Raw genomic sequence first — 21,571 nt, forward strand, 5'->3', positions numbered from 1 at the left:
ACATACAAAAGAGATATCTTTGCTCAGACGTCTCTTTTTTGATTACGAACGATAGACCGATTCAAGGTAATATGCCATACGTTGCCAAGCCTTCAGCGCGAAATCTGCATCACCGTGGTGTGTAAAGGCATGAGCTTGACCCGCGAACTCTTGGTGTTCGACAGAGACGCCTGCTGTTTGAAGCCGTTTTGCGTATTGTCGTGCTTCCTGTGCCAGGGAGTCATGCTCAGCTGTCAGGACAAGCGTCTGTGGTAACGATTCGAGTTGAGCTGCATAGAGTGGCGAAGCGAGGTGGTGATAGGCGTCTTCCGAACGAGCGATATACATCGCATTGAACTGCCGTGCTTGTTCGACTGGAATCGCCTCCTCAAAAAACGGTTTATCCGCTGGATCCGTCGCGAGATCAAGCGGAGGATAATCAAGGAGTTGAGCGATAAGCGGTAGGGGACTTGCCTGTTCGGCATTCCATAAAGAGATCGCAGTCGCGAGATTGCCACCAGCACTATGACCGCCGATCGCGATTCGTGAAGAATCGAGATGAAGCGTCTCGCACTGCTTAAAAATCCACTGAACTACTTCATAAGCGATGTGGACCGGAACAGGAAACGGATGCTCTGGGGCTAGCGGATAATCGATATTGAGAACATGACAGTTGGCGGTCTCAGCGAGAAACAGATTCCACGGTTCATCCATCTCGGGCGTTCCGGTGATGAAACCGCCACCATGGAAACTTATGAATCCAGGTAACGTTTCAGTTGCATCGATCGGCGAATGAAGTAAAACTCGCACGTTGCCGATTGACGTCGGTACCTGTAGCGTAGTCGTTTTAGCTTGCGGTGGATGAGGAGGCGTGACTTTAGGACGATCCTCATTTGAACGGATTTGTTTGGAAAGTTCAAGCATCTCTTGGCGATTCATCGAATTCCTCCTTTATATCTAACTTGATCATACCGAACGGATCACTCGATTTCACGTTTTGGTTCGTTTTCCGCTAGTTACAGGAAAAAGCAGTAAGAGTTTGATACACTTTTGAAAGAAACTAGAAATCGAAAGGATGGAACAGATGCCAACACTTTACATTACGCGTCATGGCGAGACGGAATGGAACTTAGAAAAACGGATGCAAGGCTGGGAAGACTCCCCCTTAACAGCAAAAGGCAGACAAAATGCGCGGGACCTCGGTCACCGCTTACGTGAAATTCCACTGGACCACCTGTACGTTAGTCCGATTGGGCGCGTCCAAGAAACAGTTCGGATGATGAACCTTGATCCGTCGATTCCAGTTACCGTCGACGAACGTTTGCGAGAAATGCATATGGGAACCTGGGAAGGGCGAACGGCAGCGGAAATTGAAGTGGCGCATCCTCTAGCCCATGCTGCGTTTTGGCAAACACCACACGAATACATACCGGAATCAGGGGAATCGTTTGACGAGGTCCGCGAGCGGATCTTATCGTTTTTGAAACGACTTGCTGATCATGAGGAAGACGAGAACATCTTGATCGTGACGCATGGCATCTTCCTGAATATTTTGCTGACGCACCTTCAACGTAAACCGTTCGCGACATTATGGGATCCGCCGTTTATTCATGGAACGAGTTTGACGATCGTCGAATACAGGGATGGGGAAGCATTGATTCGATTAGAGGCCGACATGTCGCACGTCTTGACGAACTAAAAAACGGCGGACTTTTTCTCGTTCCGCCGTTCTCTTTATCATAATTTCGTCAAATAGATTAATATCGCGCCTTCTTTTTTTCTGACCTTTAGGTGAGGAGAGGATAACGTGTCGATCGAACGACCGATGATTGATTCTCCGATCGTGTAGCGTTTCAGGAGTAAGGGATAAAAGGAGACATTCGTCTGTTTCTGATCATTGAATTGACCGCTGTCAGTCTGGATATTTTGAGGTAAGGTGTACGCCGTTTTCGTCTCAGGAATACCATTTTTCGCATCCAGCGAATAGGTGAAGGCATGAGAATCGTTGAGCAGGTTCAAATCATACGTCAACTGGAACGGCGTGCGATCGTATGTACCGGCAGGAATCCATTTGTCGATCAGCACCTCAGGTGGTTCTGTATCGTCAAATTGGACCGCTTTGAGCTGAAGTGGGCGATCGAGTGTACCGGAAAAGAAAAAGGTCTGTTGTTGAGACGACTCTTCCTTTGCGGTAGAGGGTGTGATTGAAAACGAAGATTTCTTGATCGAAACGGTTTCTTTAGAAATAACAGTGGCTTCTGTAGCACAACCAGCGAGTAGAAATGGGAGAGTGAACCAAAGCGCATGTTTCATGACGTGTCCTCTTTTCCGATATGATGATTCAATCATTCATGAATAATTGAAAATATTTCAATTAGTATCTATATTATACCAGAAGAAAGTTCTTCAAATAAAGGAGGAAATCATGAAAGTGAAATGGCTAATAGCAACCGTTCTGCTCGTCGGTTGTACATCGACGAGTGAAGAGGCCGAATCGACGGCGAAATCGTTGTATGTCGCACCGAGCGGGAATGACGACAATGCGGGAACGCTGAAGCATCCGCTTAAAACGGTACGACAGGCGACAAAAAAAGCAACTGCCGGAACAACCGTCTATCTGCGAAAAGGAACGTATCCTGAAGCGATGATCGTTAGATCTAGTGGAACAAAACAGCAACCGATCACCTTCCGAAATTATCAAGACGAACGGGTCGTCTTAAGTGGGGAAAAAATCAAAGATCGGGATGACGTCTTACCGATCATAAAAATCAAGGATCGGCAATACGTGACCGTTCAAGGTCTGACGATTGAAGCCGTTCAAACAAAACGAACGGACGCCACACCAATCGGTATTTTAGTCACGGGATCAGGATCACATATCACGTTGAAGAACAATACGGTCCGCCAGATCAAGACACTCGCGAAAGAAGGGAATGCACACGGAATCGCCGCCTACGGAACGGGAGCGATTCGTCACCTGACGATCTCCGGCAACCGAGTTGAGCAGAATCGTCTCGGTTTCAGCGAAGCCCTCGTCTTAAACGGAAACGTCAAACATTTCCGAGTGACGAAGAACGTCTTACGGGATAACGACAACATCGGGATTGATTTGATCGGGTATGAAGGAATCGCGCGATCGAAGAAAGACGACTACGTCCGGGAGGGAATCGTATCAGAAAATCGAGTTTACCGGACGTCGAGCTACGGGAATCCTGCTTACGGTAAGGAATACAACGCGGCTGGCATTTATATCGATGGTGGAAAAGACTTGACGATCGAGAAGAATCTCGTTGAAGCGAGTGATATCGGGATTGAAGTAACGAGTGAACATGCCGGACGTTACGCAGAAGATATTATCGTTCGTCAAAACGATTTGCGACGCAATGTTTACACCGGTATCGCGATTGGCGGCTATGATACGAAACGCGGCGGAACAAAACAGGTCCGGATCGAGAAAAATCAGTTAATCGGTAATGATACGAAAGGACTCAAAGGTGGTCAATTGCTTGTCCAGCACGATGTGCGTGACAACAAAATCATCGGGAACACGTTCAGCGGTCCGTTAAGTGTCGCCCATTACTTCAAGACGAGTTCTGGGAACCAGTTTGAACAAAATACGTTCAAGCATACGAAACGCTTCATGTGGCGCGACACCTCATATAAGACGCAACAAAGCTTCCTGAGAGCCGTTCGAAAGGTGGAATGAGGATGAAGAAATTGGAGCGACTCCTCGCTTACTGGATCCGTATTCCGAGACGATGGCGGCTCACAGCGTTGACAGCTTTCTTATTAACGGTTTGGACGATCGAAGGGGTTCGTTTGTTAACAAGTCGAGCGTTACATCTACCGACCATTCAAGACGTGATCATTTGTTTTATTCCAGCGATTCTTTTGTTTACAGTATGGAAAACAAAAAGTCCGAAGTCTCCACCGAATTAATGAATCGAAACAAGGAATTTGGATAGGTATCCTCGAAAAAGGGAGGGTAGTTCAATTAAAAGGAGGAAGAAAGATGACGAAACTGACGATTCAAGCCGTAATTGACCGTCCAGTCGAGACGGTGTGGGAAATGTGGAATGAACCAGAAGATATCAAACGCTGGAATGCAGCATCAGATGATTGGCATACGACGGCGTCAAAGAATGATTTGACGATCGGCGGTCAATTCACGAATCGCATGGAAGCAAAAGATGGCAGCATGGGATTTGATTTCACCGGTACGTACGAGACGATCGTACCGCATGAGCGAATCGTCTATGTCCTCGAGGATGGACGTCAGGTGTCGATTGACTTCTCAAAAAATGGAGAACAAACAGAAGTAGTCGAGACGTTTGATGCGGAAACGATGAACCCGCCTGAGATGCAACAAGCGGGTTGGCAGGCGATCCTTGATCGTTTCAAGGCATATGCGGAGTCGAAGTAAGTCGTTCGCTACGTAATTTCCGACCACGACGATCCATCAAGGCGGAAATAACGCCAGATTCATAACGACGGAACCAATTATATAATTGTTGATACGATACATCATGCCGTCCGGCGATGTGTTGGTAATCCTTAGCGGCTGCCAAACAATCGAGGACGGCATTCATGCGTTGTTCTAAAGTGCTAGTTGGCATAGGCGTCTTCCTCCTTGTTGCAGCGTTCTATAGACTACGGTTCAAAGCTAGACGTTACATGTTCGATCGAAGCAAAAGGATCGAAGAAAAATTGATGCGTTTCTTGTTCGTTCCTTTTGATGACTACTCGTTTTTCAAGTGTAGGCAAATGAACGAGAAACGAGATGTGCAGTTCTGTAGAAGTGGACGAAATCGAACTGTCAGTGGCATACCGCTTTTTCAATTGTACGACTGCTGAATTTGCAGTGATGTACAGGATGTGCCGATTCCAGATCTCTGTGCGAAAGAGTGAGTCAATCATGCGAACAAATGCGTGACCAGAAATGAACTGCATAAGATGAACCTCCTTACATATATTATGTATATCCTACACATGTTTAAATAAAACCTATATTTCATATATTACAAAAAACCACCTCCAGAAAAAGAGGTGGTTTGCATCATCCGGCTAATTCTAACATTTGGACAAAGGCAACGTCCGGATCTGTCGTCTCGAATCGGTTTAGCCAATCCTTAAAGTCACCTTCGTAAAGGATACGACCTTGATGAAGAAAGATGACGTGGGCATCGGTATGCAATAAATCATGCAGTTGATGCGTCGAAAAGAGACAGGTTTGTCCATTTGCCGTCATCTGGTCGAAGCGTCGCATGATATGGAGTCGTGTTGCCGGATCAACGCCACTTGTCGGCTCGTCAAAGATGTAGAGTGAACGTGGCACCGTCGTCAAGAGTGTCACGAACAACCATTTCTTTTCACCAGCAGACATCTTGCCGATTTTCATCTGCCAGAGGTGTGCGAACAAGTCAAGTTCGCGTGGCTGTTTCAAATGTCGCGTATACGTTTCTTGCTTACGATACTCCTTCAGTCGGGCGAGCCGACCGACGAAGACGGCAACATCTTTTCCTTTCAATTCATCCGAGTAATAAATGAATTGTGTCAAATAGAGAATGTCTGACATATCAGGTAAGTCAAGCTCCCCGGAAGTGATTGGTAAGGCACCAGTCATGCAATCGAACAGCGTCGTTTTTCCGGCACCGTTCATGCCGATCAAGACGTTCAGTTTTCCGGGAACGAGTGAAAAAGAAACGTCATGTAACAGGTCGGGCGATTTCGGATAACTGAAGCGTAGATGTTGAACATGCATATGAATCCTCCTATCGGGTCAGCAATGACATGAGATTAAAGCGTTTGACAGAGAACAGACCAAGTAACAAATAAACAACGAGTACGATCGTTAATAAAAGTAACGATGCTCCTGAAACATTCTCAGAGACAGCGAGACCGAGTGATTTCATGACGTAAAATGGGTTCAAATAACTAAACCAGCGATCCGGTTGGCTATTTGCGAACAAGAACAGTGGATACATGACGATGTTGATTAATGTTGACATGCTCGAAATCTTTGCCGGTAACATCGTTAACGCAATGCTCGCAAAGGCAAACGGAATACTCAGTAATAAGACGAGGTATGCGAGTAATAAGGTTGAGATCGAGAAGAAACCAAATACGAGCATCAAAACCGTCGTGAACACCGTCAAGCTGACCGCTGCAAACACGAGCTGAACGAGTACGAGTGCTAAAATACAGCCGATCTTACTGCCTGAAATCATGATATAGGTCTTCATCAAGCCATGCTCCCGCATCCGGGCAAGTTGGAGACCAATGCCGTTCACGTAAATCGAAAGTAAGATATAGCCCCAAAAGAGAGCGAGGAATGGTAGGAAACTGCTCTCAGTGAAGTCGAGACGTGACCCGAAGACAAAGGCGAGAATCAATGGGAAAATCAACGACCAAAAGACCGGAATCTTATCCGTCAGCATGATTTTTAAGTAGAGTGTGAAATAGCTAGGAATTGAATACATATGGACCTCCAGTTCGTGAGAGTTCTATTGAATACTATTGTCTAACTAAACTTACGAAATAAATTGGAGAAAAGTTCCTTATGGTATAAGGAGTTAATAAAAGTAAGAATACCAGAAACACACAAATATTGTAAACTGAAGCAATGAAAAGGAGGCTTTAAGATGAAATACCTATTAACATCCGGTGGAGTACAAAATGCATCGATTCATCAAGAGTTACTCGATATGCTTGGAAAGCCGATTGAAGCATGTCACGCCGTTGCAATTACAACGGCGTCCTACGCGTTACCGAACGGAGTAGAACTTGCTACCAACTTTATTCAAGGCAAGGATGAGGCACCGATGGTCGGTTTAGGTTGGAAGTCGGTTGGACTATTGGAACTGTCAGTCATACCAGCGCTTGCGGCAGAAACATGGCGACCTGCTGTTGAAAAAGCGGATGTTATCCTCGTCAATGGTGGTGACCCCTTATTTTTGCATCACTGGTTCGTTGAATCGGGCTTTGATCGATTGTTACCGGAACTGACCAGTGTCTATGTCGGGATGAGTGCCGGTAGTATGGTGCTTACGCCACGAATCGGAACGTATTTCGTCGGATGGCAGAAGACACCGGAGCAATCAGACGCAACACTCGGCCTCGTCGATTTTTCAATCTTCCCGCATCTCAATCACCCGCAGTTACCAGATAATCATTTGCAAGCAGCAAAAGAATGGGCAAAGACGCTCACGAATCCGGCGTACGCAATCGATGACGCGACGGCGATCCGTGTCATCGGTTCGAACGTCGATGTGATATCTGAAGGAAATTGGGTCAAGTTGCGATGACAACCATCTATTTCGTCCGACATTGTGAATCGGTCAAGACGGGGAGCGATCGTGAACGAGGCTTGACCGATGTTGGTCAACTGCAAGCGCAGAAACTAGTAATGTTCTTTGAAGCGATCCCGATTGATGCCATTTTCTCGAGTCCGATGCGACGGGCGATTGATTCTGTCCGACTGCTTGCGAATCAGAGAAACATGCAGGTCATGACGCTTCCGTTTCAAGAACGACTTTTTCAACTAATCGATAAACGATTAACGTCTGAGAGACTCGAGGAAGTATTGAGGCAGTCATTTCTAGACGTCGATTACGCAGAAGTTGGTGGAGAGTCGAATTGCATGGTACTTGATCGTGCTGTAGCAACCATCGAAAAGCTCCGTGACATGCATCCAAATCAACAAATGCTTATCGCGACGCACGGCCTCATACTGTCGTTAGTTCTTGAAAGATATACTGGGCGAGCGGCGAACGAATGGTTAGATGCCATGTCGAGTCCAGCGATTCACCGGTTGACATTCGATGCCGTCGGGAACGCGTCTCATGAACAGCTACTCTAAGGCGATTAAATCTGCCCACTGAAGATGAATCCGAGGAAAACGAGGAGCAACACGCCAAGTGGAACGGCACAGGCGAGACTGACATATTTAAGGATCCCGGACTCGCGCCGTCTGAAGGCGACGATCCCTAGGCCGATTCCGAATAGGTAAATGGCAAGTCCGATTGGAATCGTGATCATCGAGTTTGGTCCAAATGACCAGTTAATCGGCGGGAAAATCATATAAGCGATGAACAAGCCAAGTAGACTGAAAAAGATAGAGGCTTTAGCATATGTCATGTGAGAACTCCTTTTGATTAAGTCTGTAAATAATAAATTCGAACTACAGACGCGAAATCCTGCTCTCACCAGTAAATTTCCAGTTTGTGTTTTGCATAAGCGGGAACTATATCTAAAAGATACTATCTTTTAGATATAGGAGGGACCGATGCCAAAAGAAAACATGACCCGTTATGCAATTCTCGGACTCCTGGCGAGCGGTTGTACGTCCGGTTATGAGATGAAGCATACGATTGACACGAGCTTAAATCATTTTTGGAAAATCAGTTTCGGACAAGTCTACCCGACACTGAAACGGTTAGAAGCAGAAGGATTGATCGTGGAAGAGGTCACAGATGGGGAGCGAAAACAATTTGGACTGACGGAAAACGGGCATGCAGAACTCGCGCGGTGGGTTGCTGAACCGTCCGTTGAATTGCCGGTGCAACGAAACGACTTATTGTTGAAGCTTTATTTTGCTCGCCATGCTTCAAAAGACGTCACAATGCAGAAGATTCAGGAGCATGCGCGCTTGCTCGAAGAACGGCTCGAGACATATCAAGCAATTGATACGATGATTCGTTCCTATCCTGAATCAAACGACGCCGTTTATTGGTTGCTGACGCTTGATTATGGCATTCGAAAGACACGTGCGTTACTCGACTGGTGTGACGCTTCTCTTGAAACCCTTGAAGGAGGAAATTGACATGAAACGGATCATTGCGACTCCGAACAAAGACGTCGTCGTGTTCATCATCGGGTTACGGATCAATCGCCTGCGCTCCGTCCGGCAGTGGTTGCCGACGGTCCAAGCGATGGGACCGATGCTGCAAGAGTGTTATACGAACGATGTCGGACTAATTTCGCATGAGTCGCTTGTCGGTTGGCGTTCCGTGACGTTGATCCAGTATTGGCGTTCAACAGAAGAGTTGATGGCATATGCCCATGGTTCCCGCCATTTAACTGCGTGGAAACGATTCAATCAGAAAGCACGGACATCAGAAGCAGTCGGGATCTTTCACGAGACGTTCGAAGTCAGCAATTATGAGTCGATGTATGTCAATCTTCCGACACGAGGGCTTGCAAAAGCACTTGGGGAGTCGGTAATCAAACCGCATCAAGAACAAGCTAAAGGACGATTAGCCGAACGGCAGTCGTAAGAGACGATCTGAACAGACAAAAGACGGATGCTGCTGCATCCGTCTTTTTATGTCGCGACTGAATTGACGGGTTCGAGTATCTCCCCACAGTTTTGACAAATATGATCAAGTGTTTTCGTACATGGTTCGCAAAATGTACAAGCGTGCGAGCACTGATAGATCGTCGTTTCAATCGTTTCTTGGCAACGGACACAGGTTGGTTCCATAAGTATCACCTCCTGTTACAAGTATAAGAAAAGCATTTTGATGAGCACAGTAGAAGAGCATAGGGAAAGGCTATATTTTCCTTTGATTCCATGTTAATTTGAAGAAAGTGGTTTTAATTCGAAGGAGAGATGAAAAATGGATCAAATTGACCAACAAATTGTCCGGATTCTGCAAGACGATGCAAGAATCCCATGGTCGGAACTAGGACGACAGATCGGGTTATCGGCACCTGCCGTCATCGAACGCGTCCGAAAAATGGAGGACGCAGGGATCATCGAAGGATTCCGCGCTGTCATTAATCCAGAGGCACTTGCGCAAGGGTTACTCGCGATCGTCATGTTCGAAGAGACGCGGTGTGCGGGATTGATTGAATTTTGTAAAGGGCATCCAGAAGTCGTCGAGTGCCACCGCCTGACCGGTAGCTATAACTTCATGGTCAAGCTGCAAACGGCGTCCGTTGCAACACTGGAACGTTTTCTCGATGACGCATCGGTCTACGGGAAACCATCGACCTGGATTCGACTGTCGACGCCAGTGCCATTTACGGGGTATACGGTATGACGGAAGAGATACGTTTATGGATCAAACAACTGACGGGGGATATCGAGCATGTCGAAAAACTCAGTGAACAAGGCGGAACATCGACGGTCTACCGAGTTGAAACGAAAACAGAAAAATACTTACTGAAAACTGCTACGAAAGCGAGATACCAAGAATGGCTCACAGAAGAAGCGATCGTCTTAGAAGAATGGATGCAACGAGAACCAGGGTTCCTACCTGAGTACGTTGGCTTTTTAAAGGCAGAGCAGCATACTCATCTCTTGATGGGGTGGCGAGAGGGAATCACGTTGACGAGAGCATTAAGACAGGCGACAAACACGCAACGAATCCGACTTTGGAAAGATTTCGGGGAGTACCTGTTTCAATTTCATCAACGAATGACAGTGGGAACCTCAAGCGATTGGTTAACGGAACGAATCATGACAGCAGAACGTTATGTCGCATCTGATTGGACGTCCGGTACGATGGATTTACTGAATCGATTGAAGTCTTCCTGTCCGAATCCGATTGCTGCTAGTTGGATTCATGGCGACTGTACGACGGACAACCTATTGGTCGCAACAAACGGTACGATGTCATTCATCGATGTCGGAGCAATGAGACTAGGCGATCGACGATATGACATCGCTCTTGCGATTAGTCCAATTATCGATGATCAAGCAGCGTTGGATTCCTTCTATCGAGGATATCGGTTTGCTCGACTAAACAAATTAGAATTTGATTACTTCGAACATGGTCTCTACACCTTTTTCTAAAAAGTTATTTTAGAGGAGAGAAGAAATGAACCTTATGTTAATCGGTGGCGGCCAACTGATTGCGCCGTCCCATCAAGTCATCAATCGTCATGTCTTTCGACTGACGACACACGCACCGCATATCGTTTTTCTCCCGACGGCAAGTCGGGATGAATCGCTATACCAAAACCAATTTCGGAATACATATGAAGCACTTGGGGCAACTGTCTCAATCGTCACATTGTTTGACGATAACCAAACGATCGATACACAACGACAACTATTACAGCACGCCGACATCATCTATGTCGGAGGTGGTCATTATCCGTTACTCGCTAAGACTCTTAAGGACACTGGAGTGGGTGTACTTCTCAAGCAAGCGGTCGAGCGTGGAACGTGGTACGTCGGTGTCAGTGCAGGCGCAATCTATCCGATGGAATACGGGATCCGAACGACGGAAAATGGTAACGATTACTGTCTTGATACAGGACAAAGCTGGCTCAGTGGCTGTCTCTGTCCGCATTTAAATCAAGAAAGAAGGGCAGCTCGTTTTCAGGACTACCTTCCTCAAATGGAAAGTGCAATCGGATTACCTGACGATACGGCGTATGTTCAATCTGAGACGGATCAGTATATGTTAGGTGAAGGATACGAGCTGTATAAATGAAAATGAACACCTCTAACTTTCGAAGAGTCATACTAAGTAGTTTAAAAAATCAAAACGGTTGACGAATAAAATTAGAGGTGTTATATTTATCTCGAATTAAAGATATATGAATTGAAGATACAAAAGAGGTGAACGAAATGACACGACCGAATCCGAACTTGAAAGCATTGACAGTCATGGTGCGGGCAGTCGACGCGCTACATGAAGTGATTAAGAAGGACGTTGCGCAGTGGGGACTGAACCCGACCGATTTTTCAGTTCTTGAGTTGTTGTACCATAGAGGGAGGCAACCGATCCAACTGATTGGGAAAAAAGTCTTGATAACGAGTAGTAGCATCACGTATGTCATCGATAAGCTTGAAAAAAAGAACTACGTTTTCCGTAAAGCGTGTCCGGAGGATCGGCGCGTGACATTTGCGGAACTGACCTCTGAAGGGCAACAATTGATGGAAACGATTTTTCCGGAGCACGAGCAAGCGATCAACCAGGTATTTCAAGGGATAGACCCGTCCGATCTCGAAGTTTTCATTCAGACAGCAAAAACGATCGGTTATCAAGCAAAAGGTAATTAAATTTTTTTAGACTGATATCTCGAATTCGAGATAATAACGATTAGAGGAGCGATTTTTCATGAATGAACTAAAAGGTATCCACCACGTTACAGCGATTACAAGCAGTGCCGAGAAAAACTATGACTTCTTTACGAATGTCTTAGGGATGCGATTAGTCAAAAAGACCGTCAATCAGGATGACATTCAGACGTATCACTTATTCTTCGCTGATGATAAAGGATCTGCCGGCACGGATATGACATTCTTTGATTTCCCTGGTATTCAAAAAGGCTCACACGGGACAAATGAAATCTTCAAGACGGCGTTCCGTGTCCCGACGGATGCCGCACTCGAGTACTGGATCAAACGGTTTGACAAATATGACATCAAGCACCGTGGCATCAAAGAACAGTTTGGTAAACAGACGCTCTCGTTCGTCGACTTTGATGAGCAACAATATATGCTGATTTCTGACGAGCACAATCAAGGTGTCGCGTCCGGCACACCGTGGCAAAATGGTCCAGTGCCACTCGAGTTCGCGATCACAGGACTCGGTCCGATCCACATCCGAATTGCGGAATTCGATAATTTAAAAGCCGTGCTCGAACAAGCAATGCTGATGCGTGAAGTTGATCAAGCTGGTTCACTGCACTTGTTCGAGATGGGTGAAGGCGGAAACGGTGCCCAAGTCATCGTCGAGCATAATGTTGTCCTACCAAGTGGACGGCAAGGGTTTGGAACGGTCCATCACGTCGCCTTCCGCGTCGAAGATACGGCTGCTTTACAGGAATGGATCGAGCGGATGCAACAGTTACGCTTTAACACATCCGGCTACGTCGATCGGTTCTTCTTTGAATCACTTTATGCCCGTGTTGCGCGAGGTGTCTTGTTCGAATGGGCAACGGATGGTCCTGGTTTCATGGGTGACGAACCTTACGAAACGGTCGGAGAGAAATTGTCATTACCACCATTCCTCGAGCCGCAACGAGCACAGATCGAACAAATGGTTCGTCCAATCGATACGGTCCGGAGCACACGGACGATCGAAAAAGAATATCTTTAAAAGAAAAGAAAGCTGACAGCATCTAAATAAGAGGAGGAAACGAAAATGGAGAAATTAAACATTGGCATCATCTTAGGGTCAACACGTGAAGGACGTCTTAGCCCACAAGTCGGGAACTGGGTCAAACAACTTGCCGATCAACGTGATGATGCAAACTATACGATTCTTGACATCGCTGACTACAAATTACCACTGCTTGGTGAAAAAGACGGGGATGCTTCGGGGGCTGCTGCTTGGTCGAAGGATGTCGCAGCACAAGACGGATTCGTCTTCATCGTGCAAGAATACAACCACTCGATCGCAGCGTCACTCAAGAACGCGCTCGATTATCTCCGCGTCGAATGGAACAATAAAGCGGCAGGGATCGTCTCTTACGGTTCAGTCGGTGGAGCACGGGCGGCAGAACATTTGCGCGGCATCTTAGGGGAGTTATTGATCGCCGACGTCCGGGTACATCCAGCGTTATCCTTGTTCACTGATTTTGAGAACGGATCGGTTCTCAAAGCCGCAGCCGTTCAAGAAACATCAGTCAACCAAATGCTCGATCAAGTCATCCCGTGGGCAACGGCGTTGAAAACGATCCGCTAAATCTTTTCATACAAACCCCCTCATTTTGAGCTGAAATGAGGGGGTTTCACGTTATCATGTACAACACGACGTGACGCGGCGCAGATCCTTTTCTTGAATGTAAAGCGTGTGATGGCGGACTTTATAAGGAATGTCAGCCGCTTGAAGCCGTTCGAGGTAGTGACCAGTCGGAGCGACCGTCCACTTCACATAGGATGTTGCGGCATTTGGTGAGACGAGACAGATGAGTAGTAAAAGCGGAAGGAACCATTTTCGAATCTTCAACCGTATACCTCCTTTATTATTTCAAATACTGTATTAATGTTTTTATTGTTTGAAAACAAAACTGAAAAAAAGGACTCACGTCAACAAAAAATAACTGACCATTAAACCGACTAACAGACCACTAAAGGCGAGTCGGTAAACAGGTGATCGATGGGTTCCTTTGTTTCGTTTCACTTGATAGACGATGAAATAAGCCACACTGGTCACCATAATGAGGATGGCCAGTGTACTAAGTATCGTAGACATCAGCATTCCTCCTTATCGTAAAATCTTAGATAATGCTTTTCCTTTTGCCAGTTCGTCAACGAGTTTATCGAGAATGCGGATGTTACGGATATGCGGATCCGTTAGGTTTTCCACTCGAATCCCGCAGATAACACCAGTGACTAAAAATCGACGTTCGTTCAATTCGGGTGCTTGTTCGAAAAAGGCTGCGACGGATTGCGCTTGTTTTGCTTGTTCAAACGATGCTTGCGTGTGTCCGGTTAACCAAAGCATGATTTCATCCAGCTCATCTTGCGTCCGTTGCTTGCGCTCTACTTTTTGAAGGTATACGTTGTACAGCTGCTGCATCGGCATTTGAAATACTTTTTCATAACTCATCTGAATCGCCTCCTTTCATGGTAACATATGGGAAAAGATCTTGTGTTAAGGATTTCAATTTCGTTTTGGAGGTGCAGGATGAAATGAGACGTCGAATGATTGGGATGACTTTCATGACATGCTTAGTACTATTTTTAGGCGTCGTGGGTGTAAAACTGTCGTATCAAGCCTTAGTCGATCCTCCGATCGATCAGTCGACGGGAAACTGGGTACATGTCCCGAGCACGATCTTACCGACTAAAAAAGTCATCTATGCGAAAAAAGATTTGATCACAAAGGCACTGGACTCTTCAAAAAATGGGCACAAAGGATATCGGAAAGAGCCGGATAAGAAACCTGTTGTTGAAGTGGGAAAGGGATCATGGACGGATACGATCAATCAAATCACTCGCGTTGCTCCTTGGATTGTCGCTCTAGTCATCATCATCTATCTGTATCGTCGACAACGATTCAACCGCATGCAGTGGTCATTCCCATCAAAGCATCAACCAAAACGAACCGCTCTATCGCTTCCGCTAACATCTGAAGTCCAGTTCTCCTTAGAAGACAGTATCCTTGATTCAAAAATTCGTGAAGCGGTGCGCGCGTTCAATCGGTCACTTGCTCCAGCGCAGCAACGGCGGACACATGAGACGCTGACGGAGTGGTTAACACGCCTAGAGGTCACGGTTCCGCATGAGGTCTATCAGCTCGTTCGGTATGCCGACGTGGCAGAGCAGACACTTGATTCTTCTCGACGGACTGCTTTCCTCGAACAACTTAAGCAAAATCAGACACGGCTCGTATAATCAGCCGTGTCTTTTTTGATGTCCACGATACTTGTTGAGGGCGAGCATATTTAAGAGGAACAGTGCTGCACCATAAAGGAATAGTCCGAGCCAGAACGGCCAGATGCTCGACCAACCGTTGCCGTAGACAAGCACTTCCTTGATTGCACTCGCCCCGTAGAAGATCGGGGTGATATATCCGATGTTACCGAGTCCGTACGGGATCAAATCAAGCGGAATCAAACCCGAGAAGAAGATTTGCGGAATGATTGTAAAGGGAATCAATTGGACAACTTGTAATTCAGACTGGGCAAAGATCGAAATCGTTGCCCCGAACAAGACCGCGACGACGGCAAGTCCGAGCATCGTCAGAAAGACCCAGATGATCGAGCCTTCAGATGGTAGATCAAGAACCGTCGTCGCGTACAGGACGACAAGAATTGCCTGGATGGAAGCGAAGACGCTATAACCGAGCGTATAGCCGAAGATGACATCCGTTTGGCGAATCGGTGTCATCATCAATCGCTCGAGCGTACCGCCACTACGTTCCTTGACGAGTGCCATCGCCGATAAGATAAAGACAAAAAAGAACGAGAACAGCGATAAAAAGACGAATCCGAGCGCGTCAAACGTCGATTGATCAACATCTCCGTAAAGATAGTTCGTCTCAAGTTGCATCGTTGGTTGAAGCGACGCCAGTCCAGCTTGAATCTCGCGTAGTGCTTTGGAACTTTTCGTCGAAGGTTCGCGGAGACTTAAGGACAGCTGATTGTCGCTCATCTCTAAGACGACGTCGACCGTTTCTTGATCTTTCAGATAGGCGTCCGCATCACTACCGCTATACGCTTTGATCGACAAATCCTGCTTTTCAATCGCTTGTGAGACCGGAGCTGGTACATCCTGGTCAATGGCGACGACTGGCGTGTAGTCATCGTTTCCAAGCAAGAAATAGATCAAGGTGAAGATTAATAACGGAGCAAGTAAAATCAGTCCAACGCTTCGTTTATCGTTCAACGTTTGACGGATGACCCGTCGTGCGAGTTGCCACATCACGTCACGTCCTTTCCGGCGAGCAGGAATAGTTCTTCAACTTTTCCGTTTTCCGTCTGGGCAAGCAAACGATCGAGGGGATCGTAGGCGATGATTCGACCGTTATAAATCAATGCCGCCCGGTCACATTCGTTGATTTCATCCATGACGTGAGTCGAGACGACGATCGTTGTGCCTTGCGCACGAATTGTTTGGAATTGATTCCAAATCTGTCGGCGTAACACGGGATCAATCCCGACCGTCGGCTCATCAAGGAATAGGACGCTCGGACGATGCAAAATCGAGATGGCAAGGGACAACCGTTTCTTCATCCCACCGGAATAATGACGGACGAGCTTTTTTTGATCATTCGTTAAATCGACGAGCGTCAAGACCTCTTCGATTCGTTTTGCTAAGTCCTGACGAGACATGTGGTATAAGGAACCGAAAAACTGTAGGTTTGCAAGCCCTGATAAATCCTCATATAGGGCATCATTTTGTGGCATGAAACCAATCTCTGATAACATCTTAAAGTTTGGCATTGAAGTGTCACCGATTTGAATCGAACCCGTATCTGCCTGGATCGCGCCGATCATTAAGCGAATCAACGTCGTCTTGCCAGACCCTGACGGACCAAGCAATCCACAAATCTCACCAGACGGAATCAAAAGATCAATTTGTTGGAGGACGTCCTGTTGATGAAACGATTTCGATACACCGTGTAGTCGTAAATCCATCGTGTTTCCCTCCTTTTATAAAATAATTATTGAACAACGTGTTGATTAATTTCATTATAAAAGGGAGAGAAAATGGGAGCAATGACCAGTTCACGTCCATCTGTTGCTTAAGCGACACATCCCGACAAACTGTTGAAGAAAGAGGCGATTTCGATGAAAAAACAAGATTTACGCATCATTCGAACCGACCGCAGAATTCGCGAGACGTTCCTCGTACTGATCGACGAGGTCGGCTTTGACGCCGTGACGATCAAGTTATTGACGGAACGCGCTGAAGTCAACCGCGGAACGTTCTACCATCATTACGCGGATAAATATGAACTGCTCGAACGGATGACGAATGAGATTTTTGAAAAGATCGAAGCAACGTTCGAACGGGAGATTCCGTTCGTCCTAATCAATAAATCGGAAGCATCTCCGTACCGACGGATCATTCCGTTTCTAACGTTTCTTTACGAGCACCGGACCTTGATGCGGATTTTACTTAGCCCGGCGAGCGACGGAATGTTTCGGAACCGGGTCCGCGATTACATGCAACAGATTCTGTTCTCGGGGTTACCTGAACAAGGAGAACGACTCGTTCCGGAAGACTATCTCGTCGCTTATCTCTCAGCTGCCCATCTCGGAGTGATTGAATCGTGGTTGAGTCATCCGAACGAAACGACACCGGAAGAGATTGCTCGGATCGTCTTTACGATTTCAATGGAAGGACCGTTTCGAGCGGCGGGGTTCCGGCGATGAACTTACAGGAAGTAGTAGCCTATATCGTCGAGCCGTTGCAACAAGATCAAATTCGCTTCGGCATCGGTGGTTCATTGTTGCTAGCACATCATGGACTGCCTGTCACACCGCGTGACATTGATGTCGTCGTTGCGCTAGAAGACGCTGAACGAGCCATTCAATTGTTAGCGGAGATGGGAACTGTCGTCGAACAAGACGAGATGTCACTGTACGCGACACAAGTGTTTCAGGAATTCATCATCAAAGGAATCGATGTCGATCTGATGAGCGGACTACAGATTCGCCATGACGAGGGGATCTTTGTCTATCCGTTTGCTGAACAAACGATTAATGAGACAGGACTTCCATTTATGTCACTCGTCGATTGGTACGTCATCTATCAATTGATTCCAGGACGAGAACAAAAAGTCAAAATGATTGAATACTATCTTGCTCAGCAGGAAGTGGATCAAGAGCGACTGAAACAGCTGAGACGACTTAATCTCCCGCAAGTCGTCAGGAATCGGATAGATCAATGGCTGAACTGACTCATAAGTCGCGCATTAAAACGACTTCGTTCGTTGCCGGTAAGTAAGCATGATCGGAGTCGAGTAGTCCGCAGGCGACGTACTGATCGAGCGTCTGGTCGAAGACATAATAGGGCTTTAATGTCAGATAAGGCATGAGTACGTCACGTATGACTTCTTTTGGCACGCTATTAGGCAACGGTTGCGTCGAGTCATGGTAGAGCGCGATAATCGACTCGTTATCAACGATTAGGCTGACTTCGTAAGTTTCTTCAATCAGGAGAATCGTTAAACGACGCTTGTAAGCGAGCGTTAGGTCGTCATGTGTCCGGTGTACTTTCACGTTAATGAATGGAAAATCCCGATTAATTTCCTGAATTGTCCACGCTCCTGACTCTTCAGGATACTCCGCAGCGATGAGGTCTACAGCAATCGATTGACAAGTCGTCAATGTCTCATCGGTCAACGGTCGGTAATCCGGGTGTGGTGTTCGAGCTTCGGCATCGAGTGCCGTGACGGCGTCTCTCCGCTTAATCAATTTGCGTGTGTAGGAGAACGTAGATGGCTTGTCCCATGTCACGATCTCGTTCAGCGCAACAGACGAAGTGTCTGGATCACTAAAGGGATACGTGCGCGAGCCGTCTTGAGAAACAAAGATTTCTTCGATTGCATGCGCCTGTATTCGTTGTTGCTCACCAGGAGCTGAAAAGAACCGTAACTGTTGCGAAATGATTGGAGCTATTTGCTCGAGTGATAACGTGAACGATTCAGTCGGATAATTCTTGCTCAGCGGGGGAGTTCCATACACACTGAAAAAATCAAGCGCTCCGTCGTCCGTCAATTCAAGCGAAATGAAAAGACCAGGGAAGAGGCGAATTCCGTTTTGGCAGCTGACATACTGATACAGCGAATCTTGGTGCTTCAGTAACATGAACTCCTGGTCGAACGTCATTCCTAACTCTTGCTCAAGCCAGGCAGTCTGTGTGTCTGAATCACGTAAATCATCTGGAAGAGAATGAATCGTGACATCACCATGTTTGTTGATTAATGTCGTTCGTCGTGTAGCTGTATCGACTTGGATCTCAATCGTACCGTCTGGATAACTCTCGTCTTCAGACCATGGATCGTGATTGATGGGGAACCAACATGTCTCAAACGAATACTGCGTTTCACCATGGATTTTTTCGCGGTGATAGAAGGATTCATGTAGGACATAATCATTCAGTTGATATTGATCTTGGATATGGGAGAGTAATTCTTTCGTTAATGGATGCAACACGTTCACTCCTTCGTATATGAATTCATTTTAAAGATTGCGTAATAAGACGACCTCATTTGTTGCCGGTAAATAAGCGTGATTTGAGTCGAGAAAGCCACAAAGAACATAGTGACCTTTTGAAGCGTCAAACACATAACGCTGTGTGAGAAACAGATACGGACGTAATGCGTTGAAGATGATGTCTTGCTGATGACCTTCGAGCCCTGGTGCAGTAACAGAAGCAAATGCGGTATGGAGTTCCTGATTGTCGACCAAGTCAATCCAGTGAAGCGTCTTTGCGTCAAGGAGAATCGTGACGCGTCGATACTGATCGACATAGGACGTCGGATGCGCAGGTGACAACGTGACAGCAAGGTAGGGATGTTGCCGGTGAATGTGCTGAATCATCCATTGTCCGGAATCGGCAGGGTACTCGTTTTGCATGATGTCTTTGATCACGGTGCGACAAGCGTTCACAGTCTCCTGCGGAATCGGACGAAAGTCCGGATGTTCGGTCTGCGTGATCACGTCATTTGCGGTCACGGTTTCTCCTGATTGAAACGGATGCCGTTCATGCTTCTTAGACGGTAAACTTGTCCAGGACAACACATCATTCACTTCGATGGAGGACGTGAAATCTAGTTTACTTGGAACAAGGATAGTTCCTTCTTGCGTAATGAACGTCTCGGCGATAGTATGCGCATATTGATGTCCTGGTTTTGTATAGGAAAACCACTTTAGTTGTTGTTTAGTTAGCGATTCAATTTCTTCGAGCGTTAAGGCGAAAGGTTCCTGATTCACATGATGATCAATCGGATGAGGACCGTACATGAACAGTTCATCGAGTTGACCATTTTCTGTTAATGTCAGATGGATGAAGCAACCGGGAGACAGCCGGACTCCGTCGTGACAACTCGCGTAATTGAAAAACGTTTCGTCTTCTTCTTCGAGCATGAAATGTGTACCATGGATCATGCCGGTTTCTGACTCGAGCCAAGCGATCCGAGTGCTGATATCACGTAAGTCGTTCGGTACAGAGTGAATCCGGATCGGACCGTGTAAGGATAACGTCGTCGTTCGTTTCGTGACAGGATTTATCGCGATCTGCACCGTTCCTTCAGGAAGCATCGTACCATCGTCTTCCTCGATGATTGATGTACCATAGGGAATCCAGAACGTCTCAAACGAGTAGACGGTTTGATCGTTCATTTTATTTTGCGTGTAGGACGATTCGTGAAGCACATAGTCAGTTAATTGATATTTCTCGAGCATGTACTCAGTCAGCTGTTTCGTTAAAGCATGCAAGGAAATCACTCCTTTTTTTGTACGTCTTCCGTATCGTCATTTAAAGTCGGGATGACGAAGTCAGGTAAGGTCTTGAATAAGCGATCGGCTGTCTCGAAAAACGATTGATTGGAGATAACATTCACGATATCTGCATCGTGGCTAAACGCAAAGACGGACATGTTTTCCTGCATGGAGACGATGACCGTTTTTTCTGGTCTTTCGGAGTAGTAGTGCGTTCGGTATTCAATCCGAAAGGCATTCGGTTTGGTCGACCAGATGACGAGATCATTCCAACTTGCGTGGGGATGGATGTAAGAATATAATCGGTGAAAGTCTTCGGCATGCTTTAGCTCAGCGACGATAAAGCGTTTTTCGGCAAGTGGTGTTAAATCATTATATGTAATCGAGCAAGACTGACATAACGCTTCAAATTCCACTTCGTCATAGCGGTTCACTTCTATACAGACAAATAACGGGAAAGCTTGTAATCGATGAAACCACTGTTCAAGAAAGGAACGCTCGAATGAAGACGACGCATCGTCTGGATTCGTAAAGATGCTAAAGGCAGATGTATAGTCTTGTTCGATGACGAATCGTAAATTGTCAGGGTCTGAAAAATCATTTGGAATCAATTGAAGATCATCATCGTAAGAATAAGGCATGTACTCAAATGTTAATTGCAACGTATTCACCTCTATTTCGTACGTTCAGTGTAACGTGAATCTCTTCATAATGAAGCGGAATTGAAAATTAT

Annotated in this window: 33 protein-coding genes; 17 read left to right on the forward strand and 16 right to left on the reverse strand. The window is 46.4% G+C overall.

Features of this window, described 5'->3' with window-relative positions; all coding sequences use genetic code 11:
- Positions 1–42 precede the first annotated feature (42 nt).
- On the reverse strand, positions 43–918 hold the full coding sequence (locus ACV3PA_RS09925) for an alpha/beta hydrolase (protein ID WP_456124542.1): 876 nt from the start codon (positions 916–918) through the stop codon (positions 43–45).
- A gap of 145 nt (positions 919–1,063) precedes the next feature.
- Here ACV3PA_RS09925 and ACV3PA_RS09930 point away from each other — a divergent pair, with 145 nt between their 5' ends.
- Positions 1,064–1,678, forward strand: coding sequence for a histidine phosphatase family protein (locus tag ACV3PA_RS09930; RefSeq protein WP_456124543.1), 615 nt, complete (start codon positions 1,064–1,066; stop codon positions 1,676–1,678).
- Between the two features lie 38 nt (positions 1,679–1,716).
- Here ACV3PA_RS09930 and ACV3PA_RS09935 read toward each other — a convergent pair whose 3' ends face one another.
- Positions 1,717–2,292, reverse strand: a complete 576-nt coding sequence (locus tag ACV3PA_RS09935) for a hypothetical protein (protein WP_456124544.1) — start codon at positions 2,290–2,292, stop codon at positions 1,717–1,719.
- 112 nt (positions 2,293–2,404) lie between these two features.
- Here ACV3PA_RS09935 and ACV3PA_RS09940 point away from each other — a divergent pair, with 112 nt between their 5' ends.
- The 3 genes from ACV3PA_RS09940 (at position 2,405) to ACV3PA_RS09950 (ending at position 4,402) form a co-directional block, all read left to right on the forward strand.
- Positions 2,405–3,685 carry a right-handed parallel beta-helix repeat-containing protein gene (locus tag ACV3PA_RS09940; RefSeq protein ID WP_456124545.1) on the forward strand — a complete coding sequence of 427 codons (1,281 nt, stop codon included), beginning with the start codon at positions 2,405–2,407 and terminating at the stop codon, positions 3,683–3,685.
- 2 nt (positions 3,686–3,687) lie between these two features.
- The gene (locus ACV3PA_RS09945) at positions 3,688–3,918 is read left to right on the forward strand and encodes a hypothetical protein (protein WP_456124546.1); all 231 of its coding nucleotides are present in this window, start codon (positions 3,688–3,690) and stop codon (positions 3,916–3,918) included.
- 73 nt (positions 3,919–3,991) lie between these two features.
- Positions 3,992–4,402 carry an SRPBCC family protein gene (locus ACV3PA_RS09950; RefSeq protein WP_456124547.1) on the forward strand — a complete coding sequence of 137 codons (411 nt, stop codon included), beginning with the start codon at positions 3,992–3,994 and terminating at the stop codon, positions 4,400–4,402.
- Here the strand turns inward: ACV3PA_RS09950 and ACV3PA_RS09955 are convergent.
- The 4 genes from ACV3PA_RS09955 to ACV3PA_RS09970 form a co-directional block, all read right to left on the reverse strand.
- The gene (locus ACV3PA_RS09955; RefSeq protein ID WP_456124548.1) at positions 4,377–4,595 is read right to left on the reverse strand and encodes a helix-turn-helix domain-containing protein; all 219 of its coding nucleotides are present in this window, start codon (positions 4,593–4,595) and stop codon (positions 4,377–4,379) included. The genes ACV3PA_RS09950 and ACV3PA_RS09955 overlap by 26 nt on opposite strands.
- A 34-nt stretch (positions 4,596–4,629) precedes the next feature.
- On the reverse strand, positions 4,630–4,929 hold the full coding sequence (locus tag ACV3PA_RS09960; protein ID WP_456124549.1) for a hypothetical protein: 300 nt from the start codon (positions 4,927–4,929) through the stop codon (positions 4,630–4,632).
- 106 nt (positions 4,930–5,035) lie between these two features.
- Entirely contained in the window at positions 5,036–5,740 is a 705-nt protein-coding gene (locus ACV3PA_RS09965) for an ATP-binding cassette domain-containing protein (RefSeq protein ID WP_053453471.1), read from the reverse strand.
- Between the two features lie 10 nt (positions 5,741–5,750).
- Positions 5,751–6,458 carry a hypothetical protein gene (locus ACV3PA_RS09970; protein ID WP_456124550.1) on the reverse strand — a complete coding sequence of 236 codons (708 nt, stop codon included), beginning with the start codon at positions 6,456–6,458 and terminating at the stop codon, positions 5,751–5,753.
- A 162-nt stretch (positions 6,459–6,620) separates the two neighbouring features.
- Between ACV3PA_RS09970 and ACV3PA_RS09975 the strand changes: the two genes are divergently transcribed.
- Together ACV3PA_RS09975 and ACV3PA_RS09980 are read left to right on the forward strand one after the other, a co-directional pair.
- On the forward strand, positions 6,621–7,283 hold the full coding sequence (locus ACV3PA_RS09975) for a Type 1 glutamine amidotransferase-like domain-containing protein (protein ID WP_456124551.1): 663 nt from the start codon (positions 6,621–6,623) through the stop codon (positions 7,281–7,283).
- Positions 7,280–7,837 carry a histidine phosphatase family protein gene (locus ACV3PA_RS09980; RefSeq protein WP_456124552.1) on the forward strand — a complete coding sequence of 186 codons (558 nt, stop codon included), beginning with the start codon at positions 7,280–7,282 and terminating at the stop codon, positions 7,835–7,837. Before ACV3PA_RS09975 ends, ACV3PA_RS09980 begins: the two co-directional genes overlap by 4 nt.
- A 5-nt stretch (positions 7,838–7,842) precedes the next feature.
- Here ACV3PA_RS09980 and ACV3PA_RS09985 read toward each other — a convergent pair whose 3' ends face one another.
- Entirely contained in the window at positions 7,843–8,115 is a 273-nt protein-coding gene (locus ACV3PA_RS09985) for a hypothetical protein (protein WP_456124553.1), read from the reverse strand.
- A gap of 148 nt (positions 8,116–8,263) precedes the next feature.
- On the opposite strand from ACV3PA_RS09985, the gene ACV3PA_RS09990 reads away from it, so the two are divergent.
- Positions 8,264–8,800, forward strand: coding sequence for a PadR family transcriptional regulator (locus ACV3PA_RS09990; RefSeq protein WP_456124554.1), 537 nt, complete (start codon positions 8,264–8,266; stop codon positions 8,798–8,800).
- A 1-nt stretch (position 8,801) separates the two neighbouring features.
- A complete protein-coding gene (locus ACV3PA_RS09995; RefSeq protein ID WP_456124555.1) occupies positions 8,802–9,254 on the forward strand; it encodes a DUF4188 domain-containing protein in 453 nt (150 codons plus the stop codon).
- Positions 9,255–9,301: 47 nt separating this feature from the next.
- On the opposite strand, the gene ACV3PA_RS10000 is transcribed toward ACV3PA_RS09995, so the two are convergent.
- Positions 9,302–9,460: a DUF1272 domain-containing protein gene (locus ACV3PA_RS10000; protein WP_456124556.1), complete on the reverse strand. Its 159-nt coding sequence runs from the start codon at positions 9,458–9,460 to the stop codon at positions 9,302–9,304.
- A gap of 136 nt (positions 9,461–9,596) precedes the next feature.
- Here ACV3PA_RS10000 and ACV3PA_RS10005 point away from each other — a divergent pair, with 136 nt between their 5' ends.
- From ACV3PA_RS10005 to ACV3PA_RS10030, 6 genes are all read left to right on the forward strand, one after another.
- The gene (locus tag ACV3PA_RS10005; protein WP_050678021.1) at positions 9,597–10,022 is read left to right on the forward strand and encodes an Lrp/AsnC family transcriptional regulator; all 426 of its coding nucleotides are present in this window, start codon (positions 9,597–9,599) and stop codon (positions 10,020–10,022) included.
- Positions 10,019–10,777 (forward strand): aminoglycoside phosphotransferase family protein, encoded by a 759-nt coding sequence (locus tag ACV3PA_RS10010; RefSeq protein WP_456124557.1) that lies wholly within the window; start codon positions 10,019–10,021, stop codon positions 10,775–10,777. The genes ACV3PA_RS10005 and ACV3PA_RS10010 overlap by 4 nt, the downstream gene beginning before the upstream one ends.
- 25 nt (positions 10,778–10,802) lie before the next feature.
- Complete coding sequence (locus tag ACV3PA_RS10015; RefSeq protein ID WP_456124558.1) at positions 10,803–11,423, forward strand: Type 1 glutamine amidotransferase-like domain-containing protein; 621 nt, start codon at positions 10,803–10,805, stop codon at positions 11,421–11,423.
- 137 nt (positions 11,424–11,560) lie between these two features.
- Positions 11,561–11,995 carry a MarR family winged helix-turn-helix transcriptional regulator gene (locus ACV3PA_RS10020; RefSeq protein WP_456124559.1) on the forward strand — a complete coding sequence of 145 codons (435 nt, stop codon included), beginning with the start codon at positions 11,561–11,563 and terminating at the stop codon, positions 11,993–11,995.
- 58 nt (positions 11,996–12,053) lie between these two features.
- On the forward strand, positions 12,054–13,037 hold the full coding sequence (locus ACV3PA_RS10025) for a ring-cleaving dioxygenase (RefSeq protein WP_456124560.1): 984 nt from the start codon (positions 12,054–12,056) through the stop codon (positions 13,035–13,037).
- A gap of 45 nt (positions 13,038–13,082) precedes the next feature.
- Positions 13,083–13,625: an NADPH-dependent FMN reductase gene (locus ACV3PA_RS10030; RefSeq protein WP_410501300.1), complete on the forward strand. Its 543-nt coding sequence runs from the start codon at positions 13,083–13,085 to the stop codon at positions 13,623–13,625.
- A 54-nt stretch (positions 13,626–13,679) separates the two neighbouring features.
- Here ACV3PA_RS10030 and ACV3PA_RS10035 read toward each other — a convergent pair whose 3' ends face one another.
- The 3 genes from ACV3PA_RS10035 to ACV3PA_RS10045 form a co-directional block, all read right to left on the reverse strand.
- Positions 13,680–13,889, reverse strand: coding sequence for a hypothetical protein (locus tag ACV3PA_RS10035; RefSeq protein WP_456124561.1), 210 nt, complete (start codon positions 13,887–13,889; stop codon positions 13,680–13,682).
- 75 nt (positions 13,890–13,964) lie between these two features.
- Entirely contained in the window at positions 13,965–14,135 is a 171-nt protein-coding gene (locus tag ACV3PA_RS10040; RefSeq protein WP_268024764.1) for a hypothetical protein, read from the reverse strand.
- A gap of 12 nt (positions 14,136–14,147) precedes the next feature.
- Complete coding sequence (locus ACV3PA_RS10045; RefSeq protein WP_238236304.1) at positions 14,148–14,492, reverse strand: DUF2200 family protein; 345 nt, start codon at positions 14,490–14,492, stop codon at positions 14,148–14,150.
- Between the two features lie 113 nt (positions 14,493–14,605).
- Between ACV3PA_RS10045 and ACV3PA_RS10050 the strand changes: the two genes are divergently transcribed.
- On the forward strand, positions 14,606–15,280 hold the full coding sequence (locus ACV3PA_RS10050; protein ID WP_456124562.1) for a hypothetical protein: 675 nt from the start codon (positions 14,606–14,608) through the stop codon (positions 15,278–15,280).
- Here ACV3PA_RS10050 and ACV3PA_RS10055 read toward each other — a convergent pair whose 3' ends face one another.
- The gene (locus ACV3PA_RS10055; RefSeq protein ID WP_410501298.1) at positions 15,281–16,309 is read right to left on the reverse strand and encodes an ABC transporter permease; all 1,029 of its coding nucleotides are present in this window, start codon (positions 16,307–16,309) and stop codon (positions 15,281–15,283) included.
- The gene (locus ACV3PA_RS10060) at positions 16,309–17,025 is read right to left on the reverse strand and encodes an ABC transporter ATP-binding protein (protein ID WP_456124563.1); all 717 of its coding nucleotides are present in this window, start codon (positions 17,023–17,025) and stop codon (positions 16,309–16,311) included. The genes ACV3PA_RS10055 and ACV3PA_RS10060 overlap by 1 nt, the downstream gene beginning before the upstream one ends.
- A 153-nt stretch (positions 17,026–17,178) precedes the next feature.
- Here ACV3PA_RS10060 and ACV3PA_RS10065 point away from each other — a divergent pair, with 153 nt between their 5' ends.
- Positions 17,179–17,766, forward strand: a complete 588-nt coding sequence (locus ACV3PA_RS10065) for a TetR/AcrR family transcriptional regulator (RefSeq protein ID WP_410501296.1) — start codon at positions 17,179–17,181, stop codon at positions 17,764–17,766.
- Positions 17,763–18,293: a nucleotidyltransferase domain-containing protein gene (locus ACV3PA_RS10070; protein ID WP_456124564.1), complete on the forward strand. Its 531-nt coding sequence runs from the start codon at positions 17,763–17,765 to the stop codon at positions 18,291–18,293. The genes ACV3PA_RS10065 and ACV3PA_RS10070 overlap by 4 nt, the downstream gene beginning before the upstream one ends.
- A 1-nt stretch (position 18,294) precedes the next feature.
- Here the strand turns inward: ACV3PA_RS10070 and ACV3PA_RS10075 are convergent, their stop codons facing one another.
- From ACV3PA_RS10075 to ACV3PA_RS10085, 3 genes are read right to left on the reverse strand one after another with little or no spacing between them, the layout of a single operon-like run.
- Complete coding sequence (locus tag ACV3PA_RS10075; RefSeq protein ID WP_456124565.1) at positions 18,295–19,548, reverse strand: hypothetical protein; 1,254 nt, start codon at positions 19,546–19,548, stop codon at positions 18,295–18,297.
- 30 nt (positions 19,549–19,578) lie between these two features.
- On the reverse strand, positions 19,579–20,835 hold the full coding sequence (locus ACV3PA_RS10080) for a hypothetical protein (protein WP_456124566.1): 1,257 nt from the start codon (positions 20,833–20,835) through the stop codon (positions 19,579–19,581).
- Positions 20,836–20,840: 5 nt separating this feature from the next.
- The gene (locus ACV3PA_RS10085) at positions 20,841–21,500 is read right to left on the reverse strand and encodes a hypothetical protein (protein ID WP_456124567.1); all 660 of its coding nucleotides are present in this window, start codon (positions 21,498–21,500) and stop codon (positions 20,841–20,843) included.
- Positions 21,501–21,571 lie beyond the last annotated feature (71 nt).

Source organism: Exiguobacterium sp. EA-TM-5, from assembly GCF_053878415.1.